General features: G+C 63.2%; 12 protein-coding genes. 3 read left to right on the top strand and 9 right to left on the bottom strand.

Annotation, left to right across the window (positions count from 1 at the left end; translation table 11 throughout):
• Window positions 1–109 precede the first annotated feature (109 nt).
• Window positions 110–319 carry a cold shock domain-containing protein gene (locus BT179_RS08865; RefSeq protein WP_072387990.1) on the top strand — a complete coding sequence of 70 codons (210 nt, stop codon included), beginning with the start codon at window positions 110–112 and terminating at the stop codon, window positions 317–319.
• A 147-nt stretch (window positions 320–466) separates the two neighbouring features.
• Here the strand turns inward: BT179_RS08865 and BT179_RS08860 are convergent, their stop codons facing one another.
• The 3 genes from BT179_RS08860 to dapE form a co-directional block, all read right to left on the bottom strand.
• A complete protein-coding gene (locus BT179_RS08860; protein WP_072430838.1) occupies window positions 467–844 on the bottom strand; it encodes a hypothetical protein in 378 nt (125 codons plus the stop codon).
• An 80-nt stretch (window positions 845–924) separates the two neighbouring features.
• The gene (locus BT179_RS08855; RefSeq protein WP_072430839.1) at window positions 925–1734 is read right to left on the bottom strand and encodes a putative RNA methyltransferase; all 810 of its coding nucleotides are present in this window, start codon (window positions 1732–1734) and stop codon (window positions 925–927) included.
• On the bottom strand, window positions 1734–2885 hold the full coding sequence (dapE, locus tag BT179_RS08850) for a succinyl-diaminopimelate desuccinylase (protein WP_072387982.1): 1152 nt from the start codon (window positions 2883–2885) through the stop codon (window positions 1734–1736). Before dapE ends, BT179_RS08855 begins: the two co-directional genes overlap by 1 nt.
• Window positions 2886–3196: 311 nt before the next feature.
• Between dapE and tcdA the strand changes: the two genes are divergently transcribed.
• A complete protein-coding gene (tcdA, locus tag BT179_RS08845) occupies window positions 3197–4015 on the top strand; it encodes a tRNA cyclic N6-threonylcarbamoyladenosine(37) synthase TcdA (protein WP_072430840.1) in 819 nt (272 codons plus the stop codon).
• A 111-nt stretch (window positions 4016–4126) separates the two neighbouring features.
• On the opposite strand, the gene BT179_RS08840 is transcribed toward tcdA, so the two are convergent.
• The 4 genes from BT179_RS08840 to BT179_RS08825 all read right to left on the bottom strand — a co-directional run bounded on the left by BT179_RS08840 (window position 4127) and on the right by BT179_RS08825 (window position 7238).
• A complete protein-coding gene (locus BT179_RS08840; RefSeq protein WP_072430841.1) occupies window positions 4127–4531 on the bottom strand; it encodes a SufE family protein in 405 nt (134 codons plus the stop codon).
• The gene (locus BT179_RS08835) at window positions 4528–5733 is read right to left on the bottom strand and encodes a cysteine desulfurase (RefSeq protein WP_072430842.1); all 1206 of its coding nucleotides are present in this window, start codon (window positions 5731–5733) and stop codon (window positions 4528–4530) included. Before BT179_RS08835 ends, BT179_RS08840 begins: the two co-directional genes overlap by 4 nt.
• Before the next feature lie 74 nt (window positions 5734–5807).
• A complete protein-coding gene (gene dapD, locus BT179_RS08830) occupies window positions 5808–6842 on the bottom strand; it encodes a 2,3,4,5-tetrahydropyridine-2,6-dicarboxylate N-succinyltransferase (protein ID WP_072387973.1) in 1035 nt (344 codons plus the stop codon).
• 33 nt (window positions 6843–6875) lie between these two features.
• On the bottom strand, window positions 6876–7238 hold the full coding sequence (locus tag BT179_RS08825; protein ID WP_072430843.1) for an ArsC family reductase: 363 nt from the start codon (window positions 7236–7238) through the stop codon (window positions 6876–6878).
• A 296-nt stretch (window positions 7239–7534) separates the two neighbouring features.
• On the opposite strand from BT179_RS08825, the gene BT179_RS08820 reads away from it, so the two are divergent.
• Window positions 7535–9181, top strand: a complete 1647-nt coding sequence (locus BT179_RS08820; RefSeq protein WP_072387968.1) for a Na+/H+ antiporter — start codon at window positions 7535–7537, stop codon at window positions 9179–9181.
• A 63-nt stretch (window positions 9182–9244) separates the two neighbouring features.
• Here the strand turns inward: BT179_RS08820 and dapC are convergent, their stop codons facing one another.
• Together dapC and BT179_RS08810 are read right to left on the bottom strand one after the other, a co-directional pair.
• Window positions 9245–10444: a succinyldiaminopimelate transaminase gene (gene dapC, locus BT179_RS08815; protein ID WP_072430844.1), complete on the bottom strand. Its 1200-nt coding sequence runs from the start codon at window positions 10442–10444 to the stop codon at window positions 9245–9247.
• Between the two features lie 70 nt (window positions 10445–10514).
• The gene (locus BT179_RS08810) at window positions 10515–13217 is read right to left on the bottom strand and encodes a [protein-PII] uridylyltransferase (protein ID WP_072387963.1); all 2703 of its coding nucleotides are present in this window, start codon (window positions 13215–13217) and stop codon (window positions 10515–10517) included.
• Window position 13218 lies beyond the last annotated feature (1 nt).

The following is a 13218-nucleotide window of genomic DNA, read 5'->3' as shown; positions in this document are numbered from 1 at the left end:
CCTCGGCCTTCCCATGGACGGCTGCGGGGCGGCGAAAGTTCGTACAGCTTTATCTTTGCCGTCGGGCGGGAGAGCTGGCTTGAAAAATAAGAATTGGGAGTGAGCAATCATGGCAGCACGCGAAACCGGCAACGTGAAGTGGTTCAACGACGCCAAGGGCTACGGTTTTATCCAGCGTGAAGGCGGGGCGGATGTATTCGTGCACTATCGCGCGATCCGCGGCGAAGGCCACCGTTCGCTGATCGAGGGCCAGAAGGTCGAGTACGCGGTGGTGGAAGGGCAGAAGGGCCTGCAGGCTGAGGATGTGGTGGGGTTGTAAACCGCATTCACTGGCTACGCGAAACCCATTGTGGGAGCGAGCTTGCTCGCGATAGCGGTGTGTCAGTCACTTCTAATCTGGCTGATCTACCGCTATCGCGAGCAAGCTCGCTCCCACATTGGCTCTGCGGTGGGCTGGAAGTCAGCGTCACGCCGTCTTCCAGGTGATCTCTTCTTCCCCATCGGCGCTGATGCGAATCCAGCGATCCGCCGATTCCTCGCCTTCCTCTTCAACCCAGGAGCCCGGCGCACAGCGTACTTCGACGTTCAGCGCGGCGAAGGCGGCGCGGGCGCAGGCGATGTCGTCTTCCCATGGGGTCCGGTCGCTTTCCAGGTAAAGGCTGTTCCATTTGCCCACGGCCTTGGGCAGCCAGGTCACCGGGATATCGCCAGCCTTGCATTTGTAGGTCTGGCCTTTCTGGGTCCATTCGCTGCAAGGTCCCAGGGCCTGGCCCAGCCAGGCGGCGATGGCCTTGTGGTCAACATCGGCGTCCTTGAGGTAAATCTCGATATCGGGTTGGCGCATGGATGTCCTCACTGTGGTCTCGAAAAATCCATTCGCGGATTTAGTGTCGGCCCCGAACGCTCGCCCGGGGCCCGATAGGGTTATTGAAGAACGAAATAATCGTAGCGCATCGACACCGTGACCTCGAAGGGGTCGGCCTGCTCGATCACGCTGGCGCGGCGCTCGGCATTGGCGCGCCAGCCGTGGGGCGTCATGGCCAGCAGGTTGGCCCGATCCGGGCCGCTGTCCAGCGTCAAGCGAAACTCCAGGGTTTCGCTGTGCTCCAGCGTCATGCCCGGCGGCACCAGGGCCAGATGCTTGTCATCGGTGTATTCGCGCACTTCGTCGTACAGCCGCTCGCGCAGTTCCATCAGGTGACCGCGGGTGGGGCCGACTTTTATCAGGCCACCACCAGGGCTGAGCAGGCGCCTGGCCTCCTGCCAGTCCAAGGGGCTGAACACGCTTGCCAGGAACTGGCAGCAACCATCCGCCAACGGTACCCGGGCCATGCTGGCGATCAACCAGGTCAACCGTGGGTTGCGTTTGCAGGCACGCTTGACCGCCTCCCGCGAGATGTCCAGGGCGTAGCCATCAGCGTCGGGCAGGGCATCGGCGATCTGCGCGGTGTAGTAGCCCTCGCCACAGCCGATGTCCAGCCAGCGACCGGGGGCTCGTTGCGCAGCCAGTTCGGCCAGGCGCCGGGCCACCGGAGCGTAGTGCCCGGCATTGAGGAAGGCGCGACGGGCTTCGACCATGGCCTGGTTGTCCCCAGGGTCGCGGCTGTTCTTGTGCTGCACCGGCAGCAGGTTGAGGTAACCCTGGCGCGCCCGGTCGAAGCGATGGCCGGCCGGGCACACCACGCCGTTGTCCAGCGCCTTGAGCGGTTCGCTGCAGATCGGACAGGCGAGCATCAGGCGAGTAACTTGATCAGCGTCTTGTAGTAGATCTCGGTCAGTACGTCGAGATCGGCCGCCAGCACGCGTTCGTTGACCTGGTGGATGGTGGCGTTGACCGGCCCCAGTTCCACCACTTGCGTTCCCATGGTGGCGATGAAGCGCCCGTCGGACGTACCGCCGCTGGTGGACGCCTGGGTTTCACGCCCGGTGACGTCCCGGATGCTGGAAGACACGGCGTCCAGCAGCGCACCCGGTTCGGTGAGGAACGGCAGGCCGGACAGTGCCCAGTCGATGTGCCAGTCCAGTTGATGCTTGTCGAGGATGTCGGCGACTCGCTGTTGCAGGCCTTCGACGGTGGATTCGGTGGAAAAGCGGAAGTTGAACACCGCCACCAGGTCGCCCGGAATCACGTTGGTCGCGCCAGTGCCGGCGTTGAGGTTGGAGATCTGGAAGCTGGTGGGCGGGAAGAAGTCGTTGCCGTGGTCCCAATGTTCGGCGGCCAGTTCCGCCAGCGCCGGCGCCGCCAGGTGGATCGGGTTCTTCGCCAGGTGTGGGTAAGCCACGTGGCCCTGCTTGCCGCGCACGGTCAATTGCGCGCCGAGGGAGCCGCGGCGACCGTTCTTGACCACATCGCCCACCAGCGTGGTGCTCGACGGTTCGCCGACGATGCACCAGTCCAGTCGTTCCTGGCGGGCCTTGAGGCGTTCCACCACAGCCTTGGTGCCGTGGTGGGCCGGGCCTTCTTCATCGCTGGTGATCAGGAAGGCGACCGAACCCTTGTGGTCCGGGTAGTCGGCGACAAAACGCTCGGCCGCCACCACCATCGCCGCCAGGCTGCCTTTCATGTCCGCCGCGCCGCGGCCGCAGAGCATCCCATGCTCGTCGATGACCGCATCGAACGGATCGAGCTGCCAGGCCTGTACCGGGCCGGTGGGCACCACGTCGGTATGCCCGGCGAAGCACAGCACCGGCCCCTCGTGCTTGCCATGGCTGGCCCAGAAGTTATCCACATCCTCGAAGCGCATGGGTTCGAGCTTGAAGCCTGCGTTGCCCAGGCGCTGCATCATCAGTTTCTGACAGTCGGCATCCACGGGCGTCACGGACGGACGGCGGATCAGGTCGCAGGCAAGTTGCAGGGTCGGCGAGAGGTCGGCGTGGGCCGTCATGGAAGCTCCGGGAATATAGAATGAACGCAAGGCTTGTAGATCAGCGGGCAGGCTCCCGCAAAATGGCGGTTATCTTATAGCAAAACCACCACCATGGGCCCAAGTATGCCTACGGTGATTGACACAAAACCTGTGGGCGCGAGCTTGCGCGCGCAGGCGGTGTATCAGGCAATACTTCATCGACTGTCATACCGCTATCGCGAGCAGGCTCGCTCCCACAGAGGGTTTGTCTGGAATTGATGCCGCGACCGGGCGCCTGGGGCTCGAATTGCTCCGACAAAGCCCTATAATGCGCGCCGGTTTCTGGGGTAATGGTCATGAGTACAGAAGATCCACGCTTTGCCGGCATCGCCCGTTTGTATGGCATCGAGGGCCTGGAACGCCTGCGGGCGGCCCATGTGGCGATCGTCGGGGTCGGCGGGGTCGGTTCCTGGGCGGCGGAAGCCATTGCCCGTTGCGGCGTGGGCGAGATTTCGCTGTTCGACCTGGACGACGTCTGTGTCAGCAACGCCAATCGTCAGCTGCATGCCCTCGACAGCACCGTCGGCAAACCCAAGGTGCAGGTGATGGCCGAGCGTTTGCGCGGGATCAACCCCGACTGCACGGTGCACGCGGTGGCGGATTTCGTCACCCGCGACACCATGGCCGAATACATCACGCCGAACATCGACTGCGTGATCGACTGCATCGACAGTGTCAATGCCAAGGCCGCGCTGATCGCCTGGTGCAAGCGCCGCAAGATCCAGATCATCACCACGGGCGGCGCAGGCGGGCAGATCGACCCGACGCTGATCCAGGTCTGCGACCTGAACCGTACGTTCAATGATCCGCTGGCGTCGAAAGTGCGTTCCACCTTGCGCCGCGACTACGGTTTTTCCCGCACCGTGACCCGTCACTACAGCGTGCCCTGTGTGTTTTCCACCGAACAGCTGCGCTACCCGAAACCGGACGGCAGCATTTGTCTGCAGAAGAGTTTTGTCGGCGATGGCGTGAAGCTCGACTGCGCCGGAGGGTTCGGCGCGGTCATGATGGTCACGGCGACATTCGGCATGGTCGCGGCGACCAAGGCTGTGGATAAGATCGTGGCGGGTGTGCGACGACCGGCGGACAGGGTCAAGCGTCAGGTTTGAGGGGGCTGATGGCCTCATCGCGAGCAAGCTCGCGCCCACATAGGGTCGGGCTGAATGCAGTATTTGCGTGCACCAAATCCCCTGGGGGAGCGAGCTTGCTCGCGATTGCCGTTACTGAGTCAACTCCAGCATCCGCTTCAACACCGCATTCAAACCGTTGCTACGGGACGGCGACAGCTGCCGCGACAATCCCAGCTGGTTGAACCAATCCGGCAAATCCACCTGCCGCAACTCCTCAGCGAGCAACCCATTGACCCGCGCCAGCAGCAACGCCACCAGGCCACGGATCAACCGCGCATCGCTGCTGGCGCAAAACTGCCAGTGCCCGTCATGCAAGCGACCCACCAACCATACCTGGCTTTCACAGCCGTGGACGAGGTTGGCCTCGCACTTGTCCTCGTCATTCAGCGGCGGCAGGCGTTCACCCCATTGCATCAGCAGCCGGGCCCGTTGTTCCCAGCCTGAAGCGTCCTGGAAAACCCGTAGCGCCGTGGCGGCATCGGTCGGCAGGTTCATCGCAACATCTCCAAGGCCTGATCCAAGGCGTCGAAGAAACGCTCGATGTCGGCGGAGTCGTTGTACAGCGCCAACGACACGCGGATCGCCCCGGACAGCTTCAAATGCTTGAACAGCGGCATCGCGCAGTGATGCCCGGCGCGTACGGCAATGCCTTGCTCGGTCAGCAGATGCGCCAGGTCGGCGTTGTGGATGCCTTCGACCACGAAACTGACCAGGGCCAGGCGCGGGTTGCCCAGCAGGCGAATGCCGTTGCGAGCCAGCAGGCCATGGAGCAGGTAGTCATGCAGCGCCGCTTCATGATCGATGACCGCTTGCGAATCGAGCGCGGACAGGTAGTCCAGGGTCGCGCCCAACCCGATCACGCTGGCAATCGGCGGCGTACCGGCTTCGAAGCCCAGCGGCGCCGCACGGAAAGTGGCGCTGTGGTAGTCGGCCTGTTGCACCATTTCGCCGCCGAACTGCCAATGACGCAGCTTGCCAAGGGCGTCGGTACGGCCGAACAGCACGCCCAGCCCGTCCGGGCCGTAGAGTTTGTGGCTGGAAAACACGTAAAAGTCGCAGCCCAGCGCCTCCACATCGTGGCGGCCATGGACCACGCCCTGGGCGCCGTCGATCACTGTCAGCGCGCCCTGGGCCTTGGCCAGGGCCAGCAGCGCCGGCAATGGCTGCCAGGCCCCCAGCACATTGGACAGCTGACTGACCGCCAGCAAGCGTGTCCGGGGGCCGATAAGGCCGGTGGCGGCTTCCAGGTCGATCACTCCGTCGGCATCCAGGGGCAACACCACCAGGGTCAACGATCGGCGCTCGGCCACCTGCTGCCACGGCAGCAGGTTGGCGTGGTGTTCCAGGGCGCTGATGGCGATCTCATCGCCCGGGTGGAATAGATGTTCCAGCCCGTAGGCCAGCAGATTCAGCGCGGAGGTCGCGCCATGGGTAAAGACGATCTGCCCGCAACCCTGTGCATTGAGCCATTGCGACACCTTGAGACGACTGTCTTCGAACGCCTGGGTGGCGTGAGCCCCCGGCAGATGCTGCGCCCGGTGCACGTTGGCCGCGCCATTGGCGTAGTAATGCGTCAGGGCATCCAACAGGGCTTGGGGTTTCTGCGTGGTGGCGGCACTGTCCAGGTAGGTCTGGCCTTGCCGTTGCAGGGCGGCGATGGCCGGGAAATCGGCCCGCCAGGGGGATTGGATCAACATGCTTTCGGGCCCTGCTGGAGTTACGCCGGACCCTGTGGGAGCAAGGTTGCTCCCACAGGTGAGGGGGACGCGGCTTAGTTGTGCGCGTGCAGTGCTTCGTTCAGCTCGATGGCCGACTTGTGGGTCTTGCATTCCACCGCGCCGGTCTCGGAATTGCGGCGAAACAGCAGGTCGGGCTGGCCGGCCAGGTCGCGGGCCTTGACCACTTTGACCAGTTGGTTGTTCTCGTCCAGCAGCGCCACCTTGGTGCCGGCGGTGACATACAGGCCCGATTCCACGGTATTGCGGTCGCCCAACGGAATGCCGATACCGGCGTTGGCACCGATCAGGCAGCCTTCGCCGACCTTGATCACGATGTTGCCGCCGCCCGACAGGGTGCCCATGGTGGAGCAACCGCCGCCCAGGTCCGAACCCTTGCCGACGAATACGCCTGCCGAAACACGACCTTCGATCATGCCGGGGCCTTCGGTGCCGGCGTTGAAGTTGACGAAACCTTCGTGCATGACCGTGGTGCCTTCACCCACATAGGCGCCCAGGCGGATACGCGCGGCGTCGGCGATGCGCACGCCGGCCGGGACCACGTAGTCGGTCATTTTCGGGAACTTGTCCACCGAGAACACTTCCAGCAATTCGCCGCGCAGGCGGGCTTCAAGCTGGTGCTCGGCCAGTTCGCTCAGGTCGATCGCGCCCTGGCTGGTCCAGGCCACGTTCGGCAGCAGCGGGAAGATACCGGCCAGGTTCAGGCCGTGGGGCTTGACCAGGCGATGGGACAACAGGTGCAGCTTGAGGTACGCCTCGGGGGTGGAACTCAGTTGTGCATCTTCGGCCAGCAGGGTGGCGACCAACGGCTTGTGGCTCTCGGCCAGACGGGTCAGCAGCGCGGCTTGGGCGGCATCGACACCCTTGAGGGCATCGGCCAGTTGCGAGGCCTGGGCGGTGGTGAAGCTGATGGCCTGGTTGCCTTCGCTGTAGCCCAGGATCGGCGCGATGGCCTTGACGATGTCGGCCGAAGGATTGAGCAGTGGCTGTGCGTAGAACACTTCCAGCCAGGCGCCTTGGCGGTTTTGGGTGCCGACACCGAAGGCCAGGCTGAACAGGGTAGTGGACATGAACGTTACCTCAACAAAATGGACTGGGCAGGCTTACTTGATCTCTGCCGCATAAATATCTGGCTTGAAGCCAATCAGGGTTCGGTCACCGAGATCGAGCACCGGGCGCTTGATCATCGAGGGTTGGGCGAGCATCAGTTCGATGGCTTTCGTCTGGTCGAGATCGGCTTTGCGTTCGTCATCGAGCTTGCGAAAGGTCGTACCGGCACGGTTCAACACCACTTGCCAGCCATGCTCGTTGCACCATTGGGTCAGGTGCTCACGGTCGATGCCGGCGCTCTTGTAGTCGTGAAATTCGTAGCGTACTGCGTGTTCATCGAGCCAGCTGCGCGCTTTTTTCATCGTGTCACAGGCTTTGATGCCGAAAAGGTGCAACGTTTTGCTTGAATCGGTCAAGGAACTGCCCCCTTTGCAGGTGCTGGAAATAAAAGGTGAAGGATTATGCCATGACCGGACGGTTTCGCGACGGCCCAGGTTGATGGACACCAAAACCTGTGGGAGCGAGCTTGCTCGCGATGGCGTCCGATCAGCCAGCAATGAATCGATTGATACATCGCTATCGCGAACAAGCTCGCTCCCACAATAGTGGGGCTGCGACATAGGTGTAACGGCCAGGTTCATGCTAAGCGGTTAATATGGCACTTCAACGGCAAGCTGTTGCCGGATGTGTATCGCTGTCATTGGAAACCGCTATGCAAAGCGCCTACACCGTCCTGATCCTGCTGACGCTGGTGGGCGTCTCACGCCTGATCGGACGGTTGATCCCCCTGCCGTTGCCCCTGGTCCAGATCGGCGCCGGTGCCGTGCTGGCCTGGCCGTCCCTGGGCCTGCATGTCACCCTCGACCCGGAACTGTTCCTGTTTCTCTTCCTGCCGCCACTGCTGTTCTCCGATGGCTGGCGCATGCCCAAGCGCGAACTGTGGCGCCTGCGCGGGCCGATCCTGACCCTGGCGGTGGGGCTGGTGTTGTTCACCGTGGTGGGTGCCGGGTATTTCATTCATTGGTTGTTGCCGGATATTCCACTGCCGATGGCTTTCGCCCTGGCGGCGGTGCTGTCGCCCACCGACGCGGTGGCGGTCTCGGCGATTGCCCGCGACCGCTTGCCTGGGCCCCTGATGCACATGCTCCAGGGCGAGGCGCTGATGAACGACGCCTCGGGCCTGGTGACGTTCAAGTTTGCCTTGGCGGCGGCTGTCACTGGCGTGTTTTCCCTGGCCAACGCCAGCGTGACGTTCGTGCTGGTGGCGGTAGGTGGGCTGCTCGTCGGGGTCGCCTTGAGCTGGTTGATGGGACGCCTGCGAGCCTGGATGGTCGCCCGGGGCTGGGACGACCCGGCCACCCACGTGGTGTTCATGTTGTTGCTACCCTTCGCCGCCTACGTGGTGGCTGAGCGACTGGGCGCCTCGGGCATTCTCTCGGCGGTGGCGGCGGGGATGATGCAGAGCTGGCTCGACCTGCTGCCACGCCAGACCGGTACGCGGCTGCTCAATCGCAGTGTCTGGGCGCTGCTGGAGTTCGCCTTCAACGGTTTGATCTTCCTGCTGTTGGGCTTGCAGTTACCGGACATCATCAAGGCCGTGACCAGCCACGAAACCACGCTGTGGCCAACCCTGTTCTACCGCTGCCTGGATGTCGTGGTGATTTTCCTGGTGCTGCTGGTGCTGCGGTTCGTCTGGGTGCAGAGCATCTGGCGCCTGTCCGGGTTGTTGCGGCGCTGGCGCGGCAAGGGGGAGCTGACACTGGTGCCCACCGCGCGCTCCTGCTGGCTGCTGACGTTCGGTGGGGTGAGAGGCGCGGTGACCCTGGCGGGCGTGCTCTCTGTGCCGTTGCTATTGGGCGCGGGCGAGCCCTTTCCCGAGCGAGACCTGCTGATCTTCATTGCCGCCGGGGTGATCCTGTTGTCATTGATCGCGGCCTGCATTGCCTTGCCGCTGTTACTGAAGGGCATCGAGAAAAGCCCCGATGACAAGCGCCGCAACGAAGTCCGCGATGCCTGGCGCAAGACTGCTGAAGCGGCGATCCGGGCGCTGGAAGTGGAGGAACCGAGTGAGGCGACAAGTACGCCGGATGCGGCCCAGGCGGCGCTGGCCACTGAGGTCAAGGCGCGGTTGATGTCCGAGTATCGTCATCAGCTCGACGTGTTCAACGATTCCGCCGAGGCCCAGGCGTTGGCATTCGAAATGGACCTGCTGGAGCGCCGGCTGCGCTTGAAGGCTTATCGGGCGCAACGGCTGGAGTTGTATCGCCTCAGTCGTCATCACCAGATCGGGGATGATGTACTGCGTGAGGTGCTGGGGGAGTTGGATCTGGCAGAGGCGAATCTGGGGTTGGGTAAATAGTAATTTTGCGCAGCACTCATTGTGGTGAGGGGATAAGACCCCTCACCACAACGGCGGTACGCTTCAACCCCGACGCTGGATAAACGCGCGGATCCGTTCCGCCGCTTCCACGCATTCTGCCAGTGGCGCCACCAGGGCCATGCGCACGCGCCCGGCCCCTGGGTTGACGCCGTCCACATCGCGGGACAGGTAGGAGCCCGGTACCACGGTCACATGTTCCTGTTCGAACAGGTCGCGGCAGAACGCTGCATCATCGCCGGCCACATTCGGCCACAGGTAGAAGCTACCGTCGGGGCGTTGCACGTCCAGCACCGGGCTGAGGATTTCCAGCACGGCGTCGAATTTCTCCCGGTACAGCGCGCGGTTGGCCCGCACGTGCTCTTCGTCGTTCCATGCGGCGATGCTCGCCAGTTGGGTCTGGACCGGCATCGCGCAGCCATGATAGGTGCGGTACAGCAAAAAGCCTTTGAGAACGTCCGCATCGCCGGCGACGAAGCCGGAGCGCAGGCCTGGCAGGTTGGAGCGCTTGGACAGGCTGTGGAACACCACGCAGCGCTTGAAGTCCTTGCGACCCAGTTCGACGCAGGCGTTGAGCAGGCCCGGCGGCGGGCTCTGTTCGTCGAAATACAGTTCGCTGTAGCACTCGTCCGCAGCGATCACGAAATCGTGCTCGTCGGCCAAGGCGATGAGCTTCTTCAGCACATCCACCGGAATCAGGGCACCGGTCGGGTTGCCAGGGGAGCACAGGAACAGGATCTGGCAGCGTTTCCAGATGTCTGGCGACACGGCGTCGAAATCCGGGTTGAAGCCATTTGCGTCCAGGCATGGCAGGTAGTGCGGCTTGGCCCCGGCCAGGAACGCGGCGCCTTCGTAGATCTGGTAGAAGGGATTCGGGCTGACGACCAGGGCGTCGTCGCCACGGTTGACCACGGTCTGGGTGAAGGCGAACAGCGCTTCGCGGGTGCCGTTGACCGGCAAGACATGACGCGCCGGGTCAAGCCAGCCGTTGGGTACATTGAAGCGACGCTCGCACCAGCCGGTGATCGCTTCACGCAGTTCCGGGATGCCGAGGGTGGTCGGGTACACAGCCATCTTTTTCAGATTACTGGCCAGGGCTTCAGCCACGAAGCTGGGCGAGCGATGCTTGGGTTCGCCGATGGACAACGCGATGGGGCGTTTGTCGGGGTTGGGCGTGACGCTGCCCAGCAGGGCGCGGAGCTTTTCGAACGGGTAGGGCTGCAACTGGTTCAAAGCGTTATTCATCGAGGGCCTCGTCAATGTGGGCGCGGTCCTTGTGGAAGCTGGCTCGCTCCCACAGAGGGGGATTGTTCGTTCAGATGCTGATGCGTGTCGGGTGAGCATCGGGTTCCTGGTTGACGCTCAGGTGCCGGACGATCGCGTCCTGCAGACGGCTGCACAGTTGCGGATCGGACAACGGCTGGTTGTGGGCATCGGTGATGAAGAACACGTCTTCCACCCGCTCGCCGAGGGTGGCGATCTTGGCGTTCTGTAGCGACAGGTCGAATTCCAGGAAAATATGGCCGATACGCGCCAGCAGGCCGGGACGGTCCGGGGCGCTGAGTTCCAGCACCGTGATCTGGCGCTGGGCATCGTTGTGGATCGTCACCTGGGGCGCAAAGGCAAAATGCTTGAGCTGGCGTGGCACCCGGCGCTGGATGATGGTGGGGTAGTCCGCCGGATTGCGCAGGGCCTCGGTGAGCCCGTCGCGAATCTGCTTGACCCGTGCCGGGTTGTCGCCAATCGAATCGCCGTCGGTGTCGAGCACGATGTAGGTGTCGAGGGTGAACTGGCTGCTGGAGGTGATGATCCGTGCGTCATGGATGTTGAGGTTGAGCTGGTCCATCGCGGCCACGGTCACGGCGAAGAAATCATGCTGGTCCGGGGCGTAGATGAAGATTTGCGTACCGCCTTCGAACTCGCGTTGCGTGGTTTCCTTGATCAGCACCAGGGGCCCGCCATCGGCCGGTTGCTGAAGGATTGCATCGCTGTGCCAGGCCACGTCGCCGGCGGTGTGGCGCAGGAAGTAGTCATCGCCCAGCTGCGACCAGAGCTGTTCGACATCGTCCGGGTCGGTACCGCCGCGTACCAGGATATCCAGGGCGGCACTCTGGGTGCGGCGGATCTGCTCTTCGCGATCCACCGGGTTTTCCAGGCCGCGACGCAAGGCACGCTTGGTCTCGGTGTAGAGCTGGCGCAACAGGCTGGCCCGCCAGGAGTTCCACAGGGTCGGGTTGGTGGCGTTGATGTCGGCCACGGTGAGCACGTAGAGGTAGTCCAGCCGCGTTTCGTCGCCGACGACCTGGGCGAAGTCATGGATCACCTGCGGGTCGGATAGGTCCTTGCGCTGGGCGGTGGTGGACATCACCAGGTGGTTCTGCACCAGCCAGACGATCAGCCGGCTGTCCCATGCTGGCAACTGATGGCGCTGGCAGAACGCTTCGGCATCCACTGCGCCGATTTCCGAATGGTCGCCCTGGCGGCCCTTGCCGATGTCGTGGTACAGCCCGGCCATGTAGATCAGCTCAGGCTTGGGCAGCTTGCCCATGAGCTTGCTGGCCAGTGGGAATTTCTCCGATACCTGGGTGTATTGCAGCTTGCGCAGGTGCTTGATCAGGTTCAGCGTGTGGGCATCGACCGTGTAGATGTGGAACAGGTCATGCTGCATCTGCCCGACGATGAAGCCGAACTCCGGCAGGTAGCGCCCCAGGATCCCGTAGCGGTTCATGCGTCGCAGGTTGCGGTGCACGCCGATCTTGCACTTGAACAACTCGATGAACAGGCTGGTGTTGCGGATGTCGTGACGGAAATCGTCATCGATCAGGTGGCGGTTTTCCCGCAGCAGGCGAATGGTGTCGGCGCGCACGCCCTTGATTTCCGGCTGCTGGGCCATGAGCACGAAAATCTCGATCATGGCGAAGGGCGTACGCCGGAATACGTTGTCGTTGCGTGCCTCGATGTAACCGTCGTGCAACTGGAAGCGGGCGTTGATGGGCTGGGGCGGCTCGGCGTCTTCCGGCGCGAGGATGACTTCCTCGAAATGCTGGATGATCAGCTCGCTGAGCTGCGCGATGCTCATCACCACCCGGTAGTACTGCTGCATGAAGTTTTCGATGGCCTGCTTGGCATCGCTCCCTTCGAAGCCCAGCAGGCCGGCGATGGAGCGCTGATGGTCGAACAGCAGGCGATCTTCGGCGCGCCCGGCGAGCATGTGCAGGGCGTAGCGTACCTTCCACAGGAACTCCTGGGAGGATGCCAGCAGGGCGTTCTCGCTCTCGACCAGGAACCCTTCGCCGGCCAGGGCTCGCAGGTTCAGAGTGCCGTACTGGCGGCGGGCAACCCACAGGATCGTCTGAATGTCCCGCAAACCGCCGGGGGAGCCCTTCACGTTGGGTTCCAGGTTGTACTCGGTGTCGTTGTACTTGTGGTGACGGGCCTTTTGCTCGGCATGCTTGGCCAGGAAAAAATCCTTGCTGGGCCACATGTGCGCCGTGCTGGTAACGTCAAGCATGCGCTGGCGCAAGCGCTCAGGGCCGGCGATGGTGCGGCTTTCCATCAGGTTGGTGATCACCGTCAGGTCGGCGCGGGCTTCATCGGCGCATTCCTGTACCGACCGCACGCTCTGGCCGACTTCCAGGCCGATGTCCCACAGCAGCGTCAGGAAGCGTTCGATGGAGTCGCGAAAGACTTCGTGATCGTCGCCGTCCAGCAGGATCAGCAAGTCGATGTCGGAGTAGGGGTGCAGCTCCCCCCGGCCGTAACCGCCCACCGCCACCAGGGCGATGTGGGTGTCGGGGTTCCAGCTGAACTGCTCCCAGGCCCTTTGCAGGATGTTATCGACGAACCAGGCGCGATCCTCGATCAGCCGACGGATATCCCGGCCATTGCGAAAGCGCTGGTCGAGCACTTCGTGGGCCTGGCGGATCGCCTTCTTGAAGGCCGGGATGGGGCTTGCCTTCAGGGCCAGTTCAGCCTGGAACTGGCCGCGGTCGAAGAGTTCGGGATCCACCTGCGGCATC

Source organism: Pseudomonas sp. NFACC43, from assembly GCF_900119645.1.
Taxonomy (GTDB): Bacteria; Pseudomonadota; Gammaproteobacteria; order Pseudomonadales; family Pseudomonadaceae; genus Aquipseudomonas.
This window is presented reverse-complemented; position numbering and strand designations above follow the sequence as displayed.